Annotated in this window: 16 protein-coding genes; 9 read left to right on the forward strand and 7 right to left on the reverse strand. The window is 58.9% G+C overall.

Annotated features, from left to right (window positions below; genetic code table 11):
• Window positions 1-145 precede the first annotated feature (145 nt).
• The 5 genes from NV64_RS10700 to asd all read left to right on the forward strand — a co-directional run bounded on the left by NV64_RS10700 (window position 146) and on the right by asd (window position 5,625).
• Window positions 146-841, forward strand: a complete 696-nt coding sequence (locus NV64_RS10700) for a pirin family protein (protein WP_056232617.1) — start codon at window positions 146-148, stop codon at window positions 839-841.
• A gap of 219 nt (window positions 842-1,060) precedes the next feature.
• On the forward strand, window positions 1,061-2,056 hold the full coding sequence (gene gntR, locus NV64_RS10705) for a gluconate operon transcriptional repressor GntR (RefSeq protein ID WP_056232615.1): 996 nt from the start codon (window positions 1,061-1,063) through the stop codon (window positions 2,054-2,056).
• A 330-nt stretch (window positions 2,057-2,386) separates the two neighbouring features.
• Window positions 2,387-2,926, forward strand: a complete 540-nt coding sequence (gntK, locus tag NV64_RS10710) for a gluconokinase (protein WP_056232613.1) — start codon at window positions 2,387-2,389, stop codon at window positions 2,924-2,926.
• A gap of 6 nt (window positions 2,927-2,932) precedes the next feature.
• A complete protein-coding gene (gene gntU / locus NV64_RS10715; RefSeq protein WP_056232610.1) occupies window positions 2,933-4,273 on the forward strand; it encodes a gluconate transporter in 1,341 nt (446 codons plus the stop codon).
• A 242-nt stretch (window positions 4,274-4,515) separates the two neighbouring features.
• Complete coding sequence (asd, locus tag NV64_RS10720) at window positions 4,516-5,625, forward strand: aspartate-semialdehyde dehydrogenase (protein WP_056232608.1); 1,110 nt, start codon at window positions 4,516-4,518, stop codon at window positions 5,623-5,625.
• 39 nt (window positions 5,626-5,664) lie between these two features.
• Here asd and NV64_RS10725 read toward each other — a convergent pair whose 3' ends face one another.
• The 7 genes from NV64_RS10725 to NV64_RS10755 are packed head-to-tail and all read right to left on the reverse strand — an operon-like array spanning window position 5,665 to window position 11,688.
• Entirely contained in the window at window positions 5,665-5,847 is a 183-nt protein-coding gene (locus NV64_RS10725) for a hypothetical protein (RefSeq protein ID WP_056232606.1), read from the reverse strand.
• 14 nt (window positions 5,848-5,861) lie between these two features.
• The gene (locus NV64_RS10730) at window positions 5,862-7,073 is read right to left on the reverse strand and encodes a cbb3-type cytochrome c oxidase subunit II (protein WP_101505890.1); all 1,212 of its coding nucleotides are present in this window, start codon (window positions 7,071-7,073) and stop codon (window positions 5,862-5,864) included.
• The gene (locus NV64_RS10735; protein ID WP_101505891.1) at window positions 7,070-8,473 is read right to left on the reverse strand and encodes a cbb3-type cytochrome c oxidase subunit I; all 1,404 of its coding nucleotides are present in this window, start codon (window positions 8,471-8,473) and stop codon (window positions 7,070-7,072) included. Before NV64_RS10735 ends, NV64_RS10730 begins: the two co-directional genes overlap by 4 nt.
• Entirely contained in the window at window positions 8,473-9,450 is a 978-nt protein-coding gene (locus NV64_RS10740; protein WP_056232600.1) for a c-type cytochrome, read from the reverse strand. The genes NV64_RS10735 and NV64_RS10740 overlap by 1 nt, the downstream gene beginning before the upstream one ends.
• The gene (locus NV64_RS10745; protein ID WP_056232598.1) at window positions 9,447-10,121 is read right to left on the reverse strand and encodes a c-type cytochrome; all 675 of its coding nucleotides are present in this window, start codon (window positions 10,119-10,121) and stop codon (window positions 9,447-9,449) included. Before NV64_RS10745 ends, NV64_RS10740 begins: the two co-directional genes overlap by 4 nt.
• A gap of 26 nt (window positions 10,122-10,147) precedes the next feature.
• Window positions 10,148-11,098, reverse strand: coding sequence for a substrate-binding domain-containing protein (locus tag NV64_RS10750; protein WP_056232596.1), 951 nt, complete (start codon window positions 11,096-11,098; stop codon window positions 10,148-10,150).
• Between the two features lie 29 nt (window positions 11,099-11,127).
• Window positions 11,128-11,688: a DsrE family protein gene (locus NV64_RS10755; RefSeq protein ID WP_101505892.1), complete on the reverse strand. Its 561-nt coding sequence runs from the start codon at window positions 11,686-11,688 to the stop codon at window positions 11,128-11,130.
• A gap of 153 nt (window positions 11,689-11,841) precedes the next feature.
• Here NV64_RS10755 and NV64_RS10760 point away from each other — a divergent pair, with 153 nt between their 5' ends.
• The 4 genes from NV64_RS10760 (at window position 11,842) to glgC (ending at window position 18,689) form a co-directional block, all read left to right on the forward strand.
• Window positions 11,842-12,735 carry a LysR family transcriptional regulator gene (locus NV64_RS10760; protein WP_101505893.1) on the forward strand — a complete coding sequence of 298 codons (894 nt, stop codon included), beginning with the start codon at window positions 11,842-11,844 and terminating at the stop codon, window positions 12,733-12,735.
• 490 nt (window positions 12,736-13,225) lie between these two features.
• Complete coding sequence (gene glgB / locus NV64_RS10765; protein ID WP_101505894.1) at window positions 13,226-15,409, forward strand: 1,4-alpha-glucan branching enzyme; 2,184 nt, start codon at window positions 13,226-13,228, stop codon at window positions 15,407-15,409.
• Window positions 15,410-15,413: 4 nt separating this feature from the next.
• A complete protein-coding gene (gene glgX / locus NV64_RS10770; protein WP_101505895.1) occupies window positions 15,414-17,390 on the forward strand; it encodes a glycogen debranching protein GlgX in 1,977 nt (658 codons plus the stop codon).
• A 12-nt stretch (window positions 17,391-17,402) separates the two neighbouring features.
• The gene (gene glgC, locus NV64_RS10775) at window positions 17,403-18,689 is read left to right on the forward strand and encodes a glucose-1-phosphate adenylyltransferase (RefSeq protein ID WP_101505896.1); all 1,287 of its coding nucleotides are present in this window, start codon (window positions 17,403-17,405) and stop codon (window positions 18,687-18,689) included.
• Window positions 18,690-18,747: the final 58 nt, after the last annotated feature.

Genomic DNA, 18,747 nt, shown 5'->3' on the forward strand with positions numbered 1-18,747 from the left:
ACCATCACCATAAACTCGCCGTCCTGGATGGTGACGTCCAGCGGCTGAATGATCTGAATTTTGCCGTCATAGGAGACAATTTTGTCCGCTATCAACGGCGGTGAATCAGGTTCAGACTACGTCTAAACATTGAGGAGAACTGAATATGATTTTCTTACGCAAAGCACAAGATCGCGGTCACGCTAACCATGGCTGGCTGGACAGCTACCACACCTTTTCTTTCGCTAACTACTACGACGCCAACTTTATGGGCTTCTCGGCGCTGCGGGTGATTAACGAAGACGTGATCGACGCGGGCCAGGGCTTCGGCACCCATCCGCACAAAGACATGGAAATCCTGACCTACGTGCTTTCCGGCACCGTAGAGCACCAGGACAGCATGGGCAACAAGGAGCAGATCCCGGCGGGTGAGTTCCAGATTATGAGCGCCGGTACCGGCGTGCGTCACTCTGAGTACAACGCCAGCAAAGAGGTGCCGCTGCACCTGTACCAGATCTGGATCATTCCGGAGAAAACCGGCATCGAGCCGCGTTACGCACAGCGCCGCTTCGACGACGTGCAGGGCCGCCAGCTGGTGCTGTCGCCGGACGCCCGTGACGGTTCGCTGAAGGTGTTCCAGGATATGACGCTGTCGCGCTGGGCGCTGAAAGCCGGTGAAGAGGGGCAGTTTGACGTGGCCGACACCCGCCGCATCTGGATCCAGGTGGTAAAAGGTGACGTTACCGTTAACGGTGAAAGCGCCGGTACCAGTGATGCCTTCGCCATCTGGGACGAAAAAACCGTGGCGATTACCGCCAGCAGCGATGCGGAAGTGTTGATCTTTGATCTGCCGCCGGTGTGATTATATGGCGTTAAATGGCGTGTCGGCCGGATTATCGCAGTCAGACCGGCACGCCATCCGCCAGGATTCTCCCGGGTATGGCCGCCATCCGTCAGGTCGGGAGGCGGGCCGCAACGTTAACTCCATCACACTTTGGGCGCGGTTTACCGCGCCCTTTCTCTTTTTGTAACGGTCTTTGATACACTCAGCGGCATATTTCCGTAACCGCCGTTGGGCCTGATGAAGAAAAAAAGACCGGTACTACAGGATGTTGCCGATCGCATCGGTATCACCAAAATGACCGTTAGCCGCTACCTGCGCAACCCCGATCAGGTCTCTGCCGCGCTGCGTGACAAGATCGCGGCGGCGCTGGACGAGCTGGGCTACATCCCTAACCGCGCGCCGGATATGCTCTCCAACGCCACCAGCCGGGCGATCGGCGTGCTGCTGCCCTCGCTGACCAACCAGGTGTTTGCCGACGTGCTGCGCGGCATCGAGACCGTTACCGATGCGGCGGGCTATCAGACCCTGCTGGGCCACTTCGGCTACAGCCCGGAGAAGGAGGAGCTGCAGCTGCGCTCGCTGCTGGGCTGGAACATCGACGGCCTGATCCTCACCGAACGCACCCACACCGCCGCCAGCCTGCGGATGATTGAAACCGCCGGTATCCCGGTGATCGAGATGATGGACTCGGTATCGCCGTGCCTGGATATGGCGGTCGGTTTTGATAACGTCGAGGCGGCACGGCAGATGACGCGGGCGATCCTCGATAAGGGCCACCGCCATCCGGTTTATCTCGGCGCGCGGCTGGACGAGCGCACGCTGCTGAAAGAACAGGGCTACCGGCAGGCTATGCAGGAAGCCGGGCTGGAGCCAATGACGGTGATGATGGAAGCGGCCTCCTCGTTCTCTGCCGGGGCGATGCTGATGTGCGAAGCACAGCGGCGCTATCCGCAGGTGGATAGTCTGTTCTGTACCAACGATGACCTGGCGGTGGGCGCGCTGTTTGAGTGCCAGCGTCAGGGGCTTAAGGTGCCAGAACAGATGGCGATCGCCGGCTTCCACGGCCACGATATCGCCCAGGCGATCAATCCGCCGCTGGCGACGGTGCAGACGCCGCGTGAGCGGATGGGGCAGGAGGCCGCCCGGCTGCTGCTGGCGCGTATTGCCGGCGAAGCCGTAAGTGATAAGCCTGTTGATGTCGGCTTTACCATTTCAGCGGGTGGCAGTATCTGACCTGGAGTGGCTGACGAACCGGGCCGCCGGGACGGGATAAAGTAGGTTAACGTTCGGTCAGATTGTCCGGTCTGTGGCTGCTGACAGCGGCAAACCTCTAACAGACTGCCGGCTGCTTATGAGCGGTTTGCACCTGGCAGCACCCTAAGTTATCCCTTCGTGCCCCTTGCCGGTTAATTCTCTCCATTTTTTGAACCTCCTCACAATTACCAGCTTTTTACGCGCCAGCTGTTGCCATACTTCTTACACCGCCAGACAATGTTACCGATAACAAGTTACCGATAACAAACCTAACTCTTCCACCTGTACCCGATAAACGGAGTGACTACCATGACAACAGCTTCCGTCGCCAATCACGTGTTTGTGCTGATGGGCGTCTCCGGCAGCGGCAAATCCGCCGTGGCCAACGCCGTCGCCCATGAGCTGAAAGCCGCCTTTCTTGACGGCGATTTTCTGCATCCGCGCGCCAATATCGAAAAGATGTCGCAGGGGCACCCGCTGAATGACGACGACCGTAAGCCGTGGCTGCAGGCGATTAACGATGCCGCTTTCGCCATGCAGCGCACCAACGACGTGTCGCTGATCGTCTGTTCGGCGCTGAAAAAGCACTACCGCGATATCCTGCGCGACGGCAACCAGAACCTCTCCTTTGTCTATCTGAAGGGCGATTTCGACACCATTGAGTCACGTCTGCGCGCGCGCAAAGGCCACTTCTTTAAGCCGCAGATGCTGGTCACCCAGTTCGCCACGCTGGAAGAGCCGGGCCGGGATGAGCAGGACGTGCTGGTCGTCGATATTAATCAGTCGCTGGAAGAGGTGATTGCCGCCACCCTGAAGACCATTGACGGCGCGATCAACAACAATAAGTAGGATGTAATGAGTACTGCAACACTGGTGTTAACGGCAGCAGGGTCGGTGTTACTGCTGCTGTTTTTAGTGATGAAAGCCCGCATGCACGCCTTTGTGGCGCTGATGCTGGTCTCGGTCGGAGCCGGCCTGTTCTCCGGCATGCCGCTGGATAAAATTGCCGACACCATGCAGAAAGGCATGGGCGGCACCCTCGGCTTCCTCGCCATTGTCGTTGCCCTGGGGGCGATGTTTGGCAAAATCCTGCATGAAACCGGCGCGGTGGATCAGATCGCCATCCGCATGCTGAAAACCTTTGGCGAAAGCCGCGCGCACTATGCGATGGGCATTGCCGGTCTGATCTGCGCGCTGCCGCTGTTTTTTGAAGTGGCGGTGGTGCTGCTGATCAGCATCGCCTTCGCCGTGGCCCGCCGCACCGGCGATAACCTGGTGAAGCTGGTGATCCCGCTGTTTGCCGGCGTCGCGGCCGCGGCCGCGTTCCTGCTGCCTGGCCCGGCCCCGATGCTGCTGGCCTCGCAGATGCACGCCGACTTTGGCTGGATGATCCTGCTGGGGCTGTGCGCGGCCATTCCGGGAATGCTGATTGCCGGGCCGCTGTTTGGCCGCTTTATCAGCCGCCACGTGCAGTTCACGCCGCCGGAGGAGAGCGAACACCCGGAGTTTGACGAAAGCAAGCTGCCGTCATTTGGCTTCAGCCTGGCGCTGATCCTGTTCCCGCTGCTGCTGGTCGGGCTGAAAACCATCGGCGCGCGCTTTACCGAACCCGGTTCCCGCCTGTATGAGTGGCTGGAGTTTATCGGCCATCCGTTTACCGCCATTCTGCTGGCCTGTCTGGTGGCGATCTATGGCCTGGCCTACCGCCAGGGCATGGATAAAGAGCGGGTGATGCAGATTTGCGGCGCGGCGCTGCAGCCCGCCGGGATAATCCTGCTGGTGATCGGCGCGGGCGGCGTGTTTAAACAGGTGCTGGTCGACTCCGGCGTTGGCCCGGCGCTGGGCAATGCGCTGACCGGTGCCGGGATGCCGGTAGCGGTGGCCTGCTTTGTGCTGGCCGGAGCGATTCGCGTGATTCAGGGCTCGGCGGTCGTCGCCTGCCTGACCACCGTCGGGCTGATTATGCCGGTGATTGAGCCGCTGCATTACTCCGGCGCGCAGATGGCCGCGCTGTCGATCTGTATCGCCGGCGGCTCGATTATCATCAGCCACGTCAACGATGCCGGTTTCTGGCTGTTTGGCCGCTTTACCGGTGCCACCGAGGCGCAGACGCTGAAAACCTGGACGCTGATGGAGACCATTCTGGGCACCGTCGGCGCGGTGACCGGGATGATCGCCTTCGAACTGCTGTCATAACGCCCGGCCGATCGCTTCCGGGGCGGGAATCTCCTCCCGCTCCGGAGGACGTTTACATGCGCTTTCCTCGCAAAATCGCCGCTTTTTCTGCCCGTTATAAGCAACTCTGCTAAAAATATTCACCTAATCGATTTAATTCACTTGCCACTTTGGCTGCACATTGTAAGGTTTAGCCTGACTCTTTTTCTTCAACTCTTATCAGGCGTTTCTGTCGCAGTCAGGTAGCCTGAAGCAGGTGCAAAATGAAATCTGTTGGTTTAGTAGGTTGGCGTGGCATGGTGGGCTCGGTGCTGATGCAGCGCATGAGCGAAGAGCGCGATTTTGATGCGGTGCGCCCGGTATTTTTCTCCACCTCGCAGCATGGCCAGGCCGCGCCGGCGTTCGGCGGCCAGTCTGCCGGTACGCTGCAGGATGCGTTTGATATCGAGGCGCTCAAGGCGCTGGATATTATTATCACCTGCCAGGGCGGCGACTACACCAGCGACGTTTATCCTAAACTGCGCGCTGCCGGCTGGCAGGGCTACTGGATCGATGCCGCCTCTACGCTGCGCATGGAAGAGGATGCGATCATTATCCTCGATCCGGTCAACCATCAGGTGATTCAGGACGGGCTGAACAACGGCATTAAAACCTTCGTTGGCGGTAACTGTACCGTCAGCCTGATGCTGATGTCACTGGGCGGCCTGTTTGCGAATAATCTGGTCGAGTGGGCGTCCGTTGCTACTTATCAGGCGGCCTCCGGCGGCGGCGCACGCCATATGCGTGAGCTGCTGGCGCAGATGGGCCAGCTGCACGGCCACGTGGCGGCGGAACTGAACAATCCGGCTTCTGCGATCCTCGACATCGAGCGTAAGGTCACTGAACTGAGCCGCGCGGGCGCGTTGCCGGTGGACAACTTTGGCGTGCCGCTGGCCGGCAGCCTGATCCCGTGGATCGACAAGCAGCTGGAAAACGGGCAGAGCCGTGAAGAGTGGAAGGGGCAGGCAGAAACGAACAAGATCCTGCGTCCTGCTGGCCTGATCCCGGTTGATGGCCTGTGCGTGCGCGTTGGTGCGCTGCGCTGCCACAGCCAGGCGTTTACCCTGAAGCTGAAAAAAGACGTGCCGCTGGCCGAGATCGAGCAGCTGCTGGCGTCTCATAACGACTGGGTGAAAGTGATCCCTAACGACCGTGAAATCACCATGCGTGAGCTGACGCCGGCCGCCGTAACCGGTACCCTGAGCACCCCGGTTGGCCGCCTGCGCAAGCTGAACATGGGGCCGGAGTATCTCTCGGCCTTTACCGTTGGCGATCAGCTGCTGTGGGGTGCCGCTGAACCGCTGCGCCGTATGCTGCGTTTACTGGTGGATTAATCCCAGGCTGCCTCCGCCTGCTGGCGGGGGCAGCGATCCTCAGTCATCCCGTTCGTTATGCCTTCGCTTCGCCTCCTGTCGCTTTTTACTCTCCGGTTGTTGTTGCCCCAGAAAACGATATTTCGGTTCTTCAATTCGTTGCCGCCAGCCCGGTGAGCACAGCCAGAACAGCAGTGAAATCACCAGAAACACGGACATAACCAGTACCACAACAGTTAACATCAGTTTCTCCTGAATTAGCGTTGCACGGTGGATGGCTGCTCTGACGTATGCAGAGAGCGGATATAACGGGCAAGGTCGGCACGCTGTTCAGCACTAAACTGCGGAAAAGGCGGCATGGCGCTACCGGGTATACCGTTTCTCACTACCCGGTCAATTTCGGCCATATCCGGCTGCAGATGCAGGAAATTAAACGGTGCCGGCGCGTACAGCGCTGCCGACGGGCCTTTGCCATCGCCATTGATCCCGTGGCAGGTGGTACAGTTTTCGGCATACAGCGTCGCTCCCTGCGCAATGCTGGCAGCAAGCAGCGGTGATGCCGAAACCGTCGCCTTCTGCTGTTTCCTGTCGCGGAGCCAGGCGTAAACATCGGCTACCTGCTGCGGCGACAGGTCGCGCCAGGCGGGCATCGCGCTGCCTGCCACGCCGTTATGCAGGATCGCGGCAAAGGCCTGTGGATCATAGTTAAAGGCAGTGAGATTCGCCGGTGCCGGGCGCAGGCTTGCCGCTGCCAGCGTCTGACCGTCGGCCTCGCCGCCGTGGCAGGCGCTGCAGTAATGGCTCCAGACCCGCTGTCCGTTGTGGGCATTACCCGGCGGAAGCGGCAGACCGGCCTGTACGCTGCCGGATACTGCCGGGATCGGGCGTGACGGATTGGCATAGCGCTGCCCGGCCTCTGCGGTTTGCGCCTTCTCCTGCTCATCCCGCGCACGACCCAGCGTGCGCAGATACGCCACCAGCGCACGCGCGTCGTTGCCCGGCCGCGCCGCGCTGCCGTCAAACATCCACGGATAAGCCGGCATCACCGAACCGGAGACCACCGCCCGCGGGTTGTACAGATGGGCGTACTGCCAGTCGTCGCTGCGCACGCCGCTTTCCCGCGCCAGGTCGGGGCCGATACGGCGGGTGCCCCACAGCTGCGGTGAGTCATAGCGGGTTTCCCAGGCTTCGGTTGACGGGCCAAAGCGCCGCCGGTCTTCCGGCGTAAAGCGTACCTGCTGAGTGTGGCAGTAAGCGCAGCCCTGCGCGGCATAGATCTGCCGCCCGCGCCACTCCTCGCCGGTATAAGGCACGTTGCTGACCGGCGAATTCTGCACGATCGATTTGTCCAGCCGCATTCCGGGCAGTACGCCGAGGACGATCACCGACAGACAGAAAAATACCACCCCGGCGATAAACATCACCGCCAGCGAAAACGAGAATAACCCGCCTGAATCACGCTTGTTCATCGTGCCTCCCTGGCATTGTCTTCAGTCGGTTTGCCTGCCATTGCCGCAATCAGAAAACCAAAGCCCAGCAGGATCGGCAGGCCGGAGATCGCGCGGATCCACCACCAGGGCATCGACATCCTTACCGAGTCCATCCACGGTTGTGTGGTCGCCCACATCCTGCCCTGAATAATGCCGATAACCGACAGATCGACCACCATCAGCATCAGCCCGCCAAAGATCAGCCAGAATGCCCGGTTAGCGTGGCGGGGGTGGTAGCGCAATCCCGTCAGGTTTTGCCAGATATGCAGCAGGGTGCCGGTGGCGATAAAGCTGGCAAAGCCCAGCATGGCTAAGTGCGAATGACCAATCACCCAGTCGGTAAAGTGAATCGTGCGTTGTACCGGCATCAGCGCCTGCAGCGCCCCCTGTACGCTGACCACCAGGTAGAACACCACGCCCACCCAGATGAAGCGCAACGCCACGTTCTGACGCGCCAGCTTCCAGCTACCGTCCAGCGATCGCAGCAGGTTATACACCACCATGATGACGTCGCAGCCCAGCAGCAGCGAGGCGGCGATGGCCGCTTTCTGGGTGTCCATCGGGATGGCGGAGTAGACGTAATGGTGGGTGCCGTTCAGCGGATAAACAAAGAACAGGATCCAGAACCCGAGCATGGAGATAAAGTGGCTGTAAATCGGTTTACCGGTGGTCGCCGGGATCACGTAGTAGGCCATCGCCAGGATAAAAGGGGTGACCAGCAGCCCGACCGCGTCATGTATCCACAGGCCGCTAAAGGCGGCACCTACGGCTCCCGGGGTAAATTCCGGCACCAGGCTGCCCATCGGAAACGCCAGCGCGCTGAACACTGCGCCGCCAAGAATATACCAGGCCGAAATATAGAGGCGGTGGCGTTCAGGCCCGACGATCAGCGGCCATAAGAACTGCACCACCATCAGCATCAGGCACAGCTCGGTCACGGCGTTGATCGCCAGCGGGAATTCGGTCCACTCCAGCGGTTTGATCGCCAGCAGACGCTGCGGCAGATTTGCCTCAATCAGAATCCAGCCGGGCAGCACCTGGCCGACGTTCCACAGGATAAACAGCGCCCAGCCAAGCCGGGCACTGAAAACGTCACGACCGGCCAGACGCGGCGTGGCGAAATAGAGAAAGGCAAGAAAGCCGTTGCCCAGCCAGCCAAACATAATCCCCTGCGTATGGTCGTAGCGCAGCAGACCCCAGGTTGCCGATGGCGTATTCGTCAGAAAGTCCGGCAGGACAAACTTAAGTGCCACCACCAGGCCACACAGCCCGGAAATGACCAGCGTGGCCAGCGCAGCATACCCATGTGCGCGGGTCAGTGCCGTTGAAACAGCGCAGCGAGGGGAATGTTCCCCCTCAGCCGTTATTAAAGCGTTCATTAATGTTTATCGTCCTTGTTATTCAGACGGCCACCTGGCGGCGGTGATGCACTGCCCAGCACCGAGCCGTTGACCTCTTTTCCATACATTGAACTGGCCGAGTGGTGATACTTCTCACGCGTTTCCGCGACAGAGCCGGTAAATCGCGGATCCTGGGGCCGATCCTGGCTATCCATAAACAGCGCTACATCCCAGGCCTGCTGAGTGGTAAGGGTGTTGCCCTGACTGTAGGGCATATTGGCACGGATAAAGGCCGCTGCGTTTTTGATGCTGCCCATACCGGCACCCCAGTTAAACGACTTCTCGCCCCACAGCGCCGGGAAGGTCATATTGCCGCGGTTATCCTGCTGGCCGGAACCGTCCTGCGCATGGCACAAGGCACAGCGCTGGGTATAAACCTGCTCACCACGCGCGTAATCTGCGGGCAGGGCGGGTTTAGCCAGTCTGGTAAAACCGCGCCCGGGAGCATTCGGATCCAGCGCCTGGCCTTTTGCCAGCCACCAGGCATAGCTTTCCAGCGCCACCAGTTCAGGACTGCCCAGCGGTGGCGCTTTGCCATTCATGCTGAAGCGGAAGCAGCCCTGCAGGCGCTCCTGGAAGCTGTTAACGTGGTGGTTCTTGGAACGGTAGGCGGGATAGGCCATCCAGGCCGCCCACAGGGGGGCCGAGCCGGCTTTGGTGCCGCTTTCAAGGTGGCAGTTGCTGCAGGTCAGAGAATTACCGACATAGTTCGCGGCATAACGGGCCGGATTGTCAAAAATCAGCTTGCCGGTCGCGGCCACCTTGCCAAACTCACTGTCCGGCAGCGGGGCCTGGTTGAAGCCCTGATCCGCTGTTACCGCTTTTCCCTCCGGTTGCTTAGCGGCAGCGGTTTTCGCCGCGGGTGCAGACTGCTGCTGCCAGGATGCCAGCATAATCGTCCCACCAGCGACGATCAGAACGCCGACAATCGCAACGGCTGAGCCGGTTCTGTTCATGGTGCGACTCCTTGCGATTCAGAGGAGAGGGGAGGAAGAGGCAGGCGGGAGTAATAGCCTGCAACCTGTTTGATTTGATCCTGCGTCAGCCTGCTGGTGATGCCGGGCATCAGGTTTAGTGGGCCCGGCGGCCGTTCGCCGTTTTGCCAGGCCGTAAGCTGATTTTCCAGATACACCTCCGACTGGCCCGCCAGCGCCGGAAACTGCGTACCCACCCCGGCCCCCTGCTGGCCGTGGCAGCGGTCACAGGCGGGCAGTTGCCTGGCCGGGTAGCCTGCCGTTGCCAGCAGGTGCCCGGTGGCGAACCGCTCCCCATCCTCGCGTTTTTTGGCAACGCCCGGCAGCGCAGCATAATAGTTCGCTAGCGCCTGCCGCTGACGGTCGCTCAGTAATTTCGCCACGGGTGACATCATTACATTACGTCTTGAGCCATCAGCCAGCGCGGTTAACTGCCCGGTAAGATAAGGCACGGGCAGCCCCGCCAGCCGTGGAAATCCCACGGCGGCATTGCCTTCACCCCGCATCCCGTGGCAGCTGGAGCAGGCGGGAATACCGCTTGCGCTACCGTTAATGGCGATATCCTCTCCGCGTGTTTCACCTGCGTTGGCCAGCGCCATCTGACCTGCCAGCAGTAAAAGCAGTCCCCACAGGGAACGGACAACATGCGTCATTTTTTCACCTTTTGGTCATCGGCATTTCAGCCTTTCCAGGGTTCGAAGCCATAACGCTCAAAGATCGTCAGCGCTTCAGGTGAACGGATAAACGTAAGCCAGGCCTGCGCTGCGTCAGCATGGCGGGCATTCTTCACCATGGCACCGGCATAGACCGCGCGGGTATTTTGCGCTTCAGGAATCACCACGTGGCTGATGGGGTGGCCAGCCTGTTCCTGGAACAGGGCTTCAGACAGCCAGGTGACGCCGGCATCCGCCTTGCCCTGCATAATCCATAATGGCGTCTGACGATGGTGAATATGGGTCAGCGTGGTGGTGCCCCTGGTCTGTTTCTCGTGGTAAACCGTTTCGACCAACGACTCGCCGCCAGCCTTATGCAGGGACGCTTTTATCTGGCGTGCCACTCCCTCGAATTCAGGATTTGGCATGGCGAGCATCAGGTTCTCTTTTGCCAGATCCTGCAGGCCGCTGATGTTTTCAGGGTTATCTTTGGCCACCATGATGGTGAGATTATTGGTGACATAGGGTACGGCCGGACCCTGAAGCTTCCCTGCCGTTATGCCTTCCTGCACTTTTTTCAGGCCGGCCAGATAAACATCCGGCGGCACGTTCCAGGTCATATTACCCACGGTGACGGTGCCCCCGTTGCTCAGTTGCTGCATCAGCAGGCCGGGCGGCAGGGTTTGCCAGTAGAGTTTTCCCTGATATTGAGGATTTTTCTCTTCAAATGCCTTAACCAGCGGTGCCATAGCAAAAAAGTAATTACCGCCGACATAGAGTGAAAGTGCGGGGTTTTGCGGGTTGCCGTGAAAATCTGCGAGGTTGTCAGCATCGGGAACGGTAAATTGTAATCCGCGTTCGATAGCATCATTGTTTTTCCCGTTCTGCCAGGGTGGCGTGAAGTTATTCTCTGCCTGGCAATTCACGCTGATTAAAAAAGAAATAAATGTAAGGAAAAAAATGCGACATAAGTTCATAGTCAGTCTCCTTTTTTACAGGATGCTGTTTACAGCATCATGAATGTATATCCCTGGTGCTCAAGAACGGTGATGGTTGTCAGCGCTGAGAGTGCCAGCGTTATGCGTTTATCCAGCCACCCGTAGTCAAAATGATGTTCAGCTATCGCCTGCCCGCATACGCTGAGATGTATTCCGGCCTTTTCCAGTTCCGTAATCAACGGCAAATTAGGATTCGCCACGCCATACTGTTTTTGGTACTCCGCATCCCGCAGTACCAGCGGCGTGGCATGAGAATAAACCACCGCTTCAATATGCAGATTTTTGAGCGGCACCCCCGCAGCGACGTACAGATTGACCGTACGTGCGACGTGGTCGAGAGAGGGGTTAACCTTATCGGGTTTGTCTGCCGCTGCCGTCAGGCCGAAAACAATATGATATTGCTGGGTGGGATCGGGCTTGAAAGCACTATTGGGTAAATAATGTATTTTCCCATAATTATGGATGGTCGGGGTTTGCCAAAAATTGTCCTTATTCTCCGCCGCAAAAACGGAAGAAAACGAGATGGCAGTGACAGTAATAGCCAGTAGTGTTGTTACAACTTTACGCATAAATTTACCTCTTTTGTTTATTATTAATTTCCTGTGGACGGTGACGGGTTTGTGCGGTGGCGAACTTTAGTAATGGTTTTAACACTATGTCTATCGTAGCCTGTTACGCCTGATGCTACGACTTCAATTAATCAATACAAGGTATTCATTTTTATGAACCTTCATCACCTCGATATTTTTCTGAACGTCTGTTTTAGCGGCAGCCTGTCAGCCACTGCAAAAAATATGCATATCTCTCAGTCTGCATTATCCAGCGAACTTAAAATGTTTGAGGGACGTTTAGGAATAGCATTATTTGAACGCCTGCCACGGGGAATGGAACTGACATCTGCAGGTCATGTTCTGAAAAAATATGCAGAGGATCTGTTTGCCATTGCTGATAGTGCAGAGATGGCGATGCGCGAAATTGTGGATGCCCGCTCCGGACATTTGTCCATCGGTGCCAGCAATACGCCGGGCCTTTACCTGCTGCCGCCGCTGATACTGGAGTTAAAAAATAGCTATCCTGATATTGATATCACCCTGTTTATTGGCAATACCGCTCAGGTTTGCCAGGGGATGCTAGAGCGGCGTTTTGATCTGGGATTGATCGAGGGATCCCCACCCTCTGCAGACCTGCACTGGGAGGCGTTCAGCCCAGACCAACTGATCCCGGTCACCGCTGCCACCAATCCGATTTGTCAGCAGGTCAGGTTAGATGCTACCGATCTGCAACGACAATGCCTGCTGCTGCGGGAAGAGGGCTCAGGATGCCGTGAGCAGACGCTTAACCTGACGGAGCGTTGCAATATTCGTATGCAACGTGTTATCGAATTCAATCAGACCGAAGCCATCAAGCAGGCATTGCTGGCCGGTAGCGGGATTGCCTGGCTACCAAGGCGGGGACTGGAGAATGAACTTGCATCCGGGAAGCTGACCTGGCTGGCGGGTCTTAACCTGGATATTTCCCGCACGTTAGGTGTAGTAAGAAGAAAGAACAGCCCTGACAATCGGCTGACCGACCGACTGCTCAGTCGTTTAAAGGGGGCGGTGAGTACTGTCTCTTAGCAACCCTGCAGGCAGATGAAAAGATTTCATCCTAATCCTTTTTTAATCGATTCCAGTATCAAAATTAATCAGTTAATGTCTGATATAAAAAACAATCGTAGTGACGCTTTTTTCCGTGCCCGACGCTATTTGACACGATACCGTCATCTAAATTGAGCATTTTTAACTGCGCAGCAGGGGCAAAAGACCTAATACCCTCTGAGGGTAAGCAGGATATTTGTGATTTCTCCGCTGGCTTTAGGTACAGACTGGCTATGCTTAACATCATCGAACCGGGCTACCCTTGCCGTAAGGTGTTATCAGGGCCGGCTGGGAGATGCTGATAATCAAGATGCTCCGGTTCCTCGTTCTGATTTATCAGTCGTGCGCAGGGCTTTTACTATGGATTGTTCCTTTCCCCTGCGCACCTTAGGTTCAATAGAGCAGCATAGGGTTGGCTTTGTTGCCTGTCGCCCGCCATATCGGCTGCCGAACATCATGGGAAGAAAGTATGTCAGAGCTAGTGGATCGACGCGTTATCAACGCCTTACTCTCAGGTCACTTTGCTGACCCTTTTTCTCTACTGGGGATGCATCAGACTGAAAACGGTCTGGAGGTCCGTGCGCTGCTGCCGGATGCCAGTGAAGTGTGGGTGATCGAAACCCGCACCGGGCGTAAATGTGCCCAGCTGGAGTGCATTGACGGCCGCGGCTATTTCAGTGCCGTGATACCGCGCCGTAAAAATCCCTTTCGCTATCAGCTGGCGGTTACCTGGCACGGCCAGCAGAATCTGATTGATGATGCCTACCGTTTCGGTCCGCTGCTGGCGGAAATGGACAGCTGGTTGCTGGCCGAAGGTACCCATCTGCGGCCGTATGAAACCCTCGGCGCACACGCCGACGTGATCGACGGGGTGATCGGCACCCGTTTTGCCGTCTGGGCACCGAACGCGCAGCGCGTGTCGGTGGTCGGCGAGTTCAACTACTGGGATGGCCGCCGCCATCCGATGCGACTGCGCCGCGAACAGGGGATCTGGGAGCTGTTTGTGCCCGCCGCCCGTCAGGGCCAGCTGTATAAGTTTGAAATCATCGATATTCACGGCCAGCTGAAGCTGAAAGCGGACCCTTATGCCTTTGAGGCGCAGATGCGCCCGCAGACCGCCTCGATGATCTGTGGCCTGCCGGAAAAAACCACCCTGTCGCCGGAGCGGCAGCGCGCCAACGGCTTTGACGCGCCGATCTCAATCTATGAGGTGCATCTCGGCTCCTGGCGGCGTCATACCGATGATAATTTCTGGCTCAGCTACAAAGAGCTGACCGAACAGCTGGTGCCTTACGCCCGTGACATGGGCTTTACCCACCTTGAACTGCTGCCAATTAACGAGCATCCGTTTGACGGCAGCTGGGGGTATCAGCCGCTGGGCCTCTACGCGCCGACCCGCCGCTTTGGTACCCGCGATGAATTCCGTGAATTTATCCGCTCAGCGCATAACGCCGGGCTGAACGTGCTGCTTGACTGGGTGCCGGGCCACTTCCCGTCGGACGACTTTGGTCTGGCGACGTTTGACGGCACCGCGCTGTATGAACACGGTAACCCGCAGGAGGGCTACCACCAGGACTGGAACACGCTGATCTATAACTACGGCCGCCGCGAGGTCAGCAACTTCCTCGCGGGCAACGCGCTGTACTGGATCGAGCGCTTCGGCATTGACGGTCTGCGCGTGGATGCGGTGGCGTCAATGATCTACCGCGACTACAGCCGCGCGGAGGGCGAGTGGGTGCCGAACTGGTACGGCGGGCGTGAGAATCTTGAAGCCATCTCCTTCCTGCGCTACACCAACCGCACGCTGGGGCAGGCCGCGCCGGGGTCAATCACCCTCGCCGAAGAGTCAACCGACTTCCCCGGCGTATCGCGACCGCAGGAGACCGGCGGGCTGGGGTTCTGGTTCAAATGGAACCTCGGCTGGATGCACGACACCCTCGACTACATGAAGCTCGACCCGATCTATCGCCGTCATCATCACCAGCTGATGACCTTTGGCATGCTCTACAACTACACCGAAAACTTCGTGCTGCCGCTGTCGCATGATGAGGTGGTGCACGGTAAGCGCTCGATCCTCGACCGCATGCCGGGGGACGCGTGGCAGAAGTTCGCTAACCTGCGCGCCTACTATGGCTGGATGTTTGGCTTCCCCGGCAAGAAGCTGCTGTTTATGGGCAATGAATTTGCTCAGGGGCGCGAGTGGAACCACGACAGCAGCCTCGACTGGCATCTGCTGGAGGGCGAGGATAACTGGCACAACGGCGTGCAGCGGCTGGTGCGCGACCTGAACCACACCTACCGGGCGCACCCGGCGCTGCACCAGCTCGACTTTGACCCGGCGGGCTTTGAGTGGCTGGTGGTGGATGACTTCGATAACTCGGTATTTGTCTTTGTACGCCGCGACCGCGACGGCAATGAGCTGATCGTGGCCAGCAACTTTACGCCGGTACCGCGCTACGACTATCGCTTCGGCGTTAACGGCGCGGGCAGCTGGCGCGAGGTGCTGAACACCGATTCCGGCCACTACCACGGCAGCAACAACGGCAATCTGGGCAGCATTCACACCGACGAGATCGGCAGCCATCAGCGCAGCCACTCGCTCAGCCTGACGCTGCCGCCGCTCTCCACGCTGTGGCTGGTGCGGGAGGCCTGACGCCATGATGCCGATTCGTCCGGGAGATCCGCAGCCGCTGGGTGCCAGCTATAACGGCAGAGGCATCAACTTTACCCTGTTTTCTCAGCATGCTGAGCGCGTCGAGCTGTGCCTGTTTGATGAGCAGGGGATTGAGACGCGCGTGGATTTACCGGCACGAAGCGGCGATATCTGGCACGGTTTTATCCCGGCGCTGCGCCCCGGTCAGCGCTACGGATACCGCGTACACGGGCGCTGGGCACCGCAGCAGGGGCTGCGTTTTAACCCCGCTAAGCTGTTGCTGGACCCGGCCGCCCGCGCGGTGGAGGGGGAAGTCAGCGACGACCGACGCTTTTACAGCGGTGACGCGGCACCCGACCCGGCAGATACCGGCAGCATTGCGCCGAAAGGCGTGGTGCTGGCGGATGATTTTGACTGGGAAGATGACCAGCCGCCGCGGGTGCCCTGGGGCAGTACGGTGATTTTTGAAGCCCACGTGCGCGGCCTGACCCGGCTGCATCCGGACATCCCGGAGCCGCTGCGCGGCAGCTATGCGGCGCTGGGCAACCCGGTGATGATCGACTACTTCACCCGGCTGGGGATCACCACGCTGGAGCTGTTGCCGGTGGCCTGTTTTGCCAGCGAGCCGCGCCTGCTGCGCATGGGGCTGGATAATTACTGGGGCTACAACCCGCTGGCCTGCTCGGCTCTGCATCCCGGCTATGCCTCAGGGCCTGACGCCCGGCAGGAGTTTCAGCAGGCGGTGAAGGCGCTGCACGCGGCGGGGATCGAAGTGATCCTCGACGTGGTGTTTAACCATACCGCCGAGCTGGAACAGAGCGGGCCAACGCTTTCGCAGCGTGGCGTGGATAACGCCAGCTACTACTGGCTGGAGCCGGGTGGCGACAACAGCAACTGGACCGGGTGCGGCAATACGCTGAACCTCAGCCATCCGCAGGTGATGGCCTGGGCACTGGACTGCCTGCGCAACTGGGTGGAAGAGTGCCATATTGACGGCTTCCGCTTTGACCTGGGCACGGTGATGGGGCGCACGCCGGAGTATCGGCAGGATGCGCCGCTGTTTCAGGCGATCGCCGCCGATCCGCTGCTGTCACAGTGCAAGCTGATCGCCGAGCCCTGGGATATTGGCCCGGGGGGCTATCAGGTTGGTAACTTCCCGCCGCCGTTTGCCGAGTGGAACGACCATTTCCGTGATGCCGCGCGCCGTTACTGGCTGCACGGATCGCTGTCCAACGGCGAGTTCGCCCGCCGCTTTGCTGCCTCCAGCGATCTGTTCCAGCGTGACGGCCGTTTACCTTCCGCCAGCATCAATCTGGTCACTGCCCATGACGGTTTTACCCTGCGTGACCTGGTGAGCTTCAGTCGTAAGCATAATGAAGCAAACGGTGAGGACAACCGGGACGGCAGTGACAATAATTTCAGCCACAATCACGGTTTTGAAGGGCTGAATGCGCCATTACTGGTGGCAGAGCATCGCCGCCGCAGCGTGCATGCGCTGCTGACCACGCTGCTGCTGTCACAGGGAACGCCGATGCTGCTGGCCGGCGACGAGCGCGGCCACAGCCAGCACGGTAATAACAACGCCTACTGCCAGGATAACCCGCTGACCTGGTTTGACTGGCGCAGGCACGATAACGGTCTGTTTGCTTTTACCGCTGCGCTAATCCATCTGCGCCGCAGAATTCCGGCGCTGCAGCAGGACCGCTGGTGGCAACCCGGCGATGGCAATGTGGAGTGGCTGAACGACCAGGGGCAGCCGCTTGCGGATGAACAGTGGCAGCAGGGTGAACACCGCCTGCAGATCCGCCTTTCGCAACGCTGGCTGATAACGATCAATGCAACAGAATCGGTGTGTGACCAGGTACTGCCAGAAGGACGTTGGTATGCCATTCCTCCTTTTGCCGGGGAAGATAATCCCATCGTGTCAACGGTCTGGCATGGGGGCGCGCACGGCGTGTGTGTGTTCCATCATCAATCATAAAGGGAGTCAGACATGGTCAAATTAGAACGAAACGATCCGCTGATGCTGGCACGTCAACTGCCCACCCAGACGGTCGCGCTGATCCTTGCCGGGGGCCGCGGTACGCGGCTAAGAGATTTGACCGCCAAGCGCGCCAAGCCTGCCGTTCACTTTGGCGGCAAGTTCCGCATTATCGATTTCGCCCTCTCCAACTGCCTTAACTCCGGCATCCGGCGTATCGCGGTGATCACCCAGTACCAGTCGCATACCCTGGTGCAGCACATCCAACGCGGCTGGTCGTTCCTCAACGAAGAGATGAACGAGTTTGTCGATCTGCTGCCCGCGCAGCAGCGGCTCTCCACCGATCACTGGTATCGCGGCACCGCCGATGCGGTGACGCAGAACCTCGACATCATCCGCCGCTACCGCGCGAAGTACATTGTGATACTGGCCGGCGACCACATTTACAAGATGGACTATTCGCGGATGCTGATCGACCACGTCGAGAGCAACGCCCGCTGCACCATTGCCTGCCTGCCGGTGCCGCTGGCCGAGGCCAGCGCCTTCGGCATTATGAAGGTGGACGAAAATAGTCGGGTGGTGGAATTCCTTGAAAAACCAGCCGATCCGCCGGCGATGCCGGACGACAGCAGCAAAGCGCTGGCCAGTATGGGTATCTATATTTTCGATGCCGACTATCTTTACAGCATGCTGGAAGAGGATCAGGGGCTGCCGGAGTCCGACCACGATTTCGGTAAGGACCTGCTGCCTAAAATTGTGGCCAGCGGTGATGCCGTCGCCCATTCGTTCGGCGTTTCCTGCGTACAAAACGGCGAGGCGAGCGAACCCTACTGGCGCGATGTGGGCACGCTGGAGGCGTACTGGAAAGCCAATCTTGACCTGGCGTCCGTCACGCCGGAACTGGATATGTATGACCAGGCCTGGCCGATCCGCACCTATGTAGAGCCGCTGCCGCCGGCGAAGTTTGTTCAGGACCGCTCCGGCAGCCACGGTATGACCATGAATTCGCTGGTGTCCGGGGGCTGTATTATCTCCGGATCGGTGGTAGTGAACTCGGTGCTGTTCTCCCGCGTTCGCATTAACTCCTTCTGCAATATCGAGTCGTCGGTATTACTGCCGGACGTGGTGGTAGGACGTTCCTGCCGCCTGCGCCGCTGTGTGATTGACCGCGCCTGCGTACTGCCTGAAGGGACGGTGATCGGTGAGAATCCGGATGATGATGCCCGGCGCTTCCACCGATCGGATGAGGGGATTGTTCTGGTCACAAGGACCATGCTGGCGAAGCTTGGCTGGGTCTAGCTGAGTGGGAGATGCGGCACTTCCGGGGAGGGATGCCGCTTCAGCACGTTAAAGGAGC

Origin of the sequence: Erwinia sp. B116 (assembly GCF_002865965.1) — a bacterium.
In the GTDB taxonomy this organism is placed as follows: domain Bacteria; phylum Pseudomonadota; class Gammaproteobacteria; order Enterobacterales; family Enterobacteriaceae; genus Erwinia.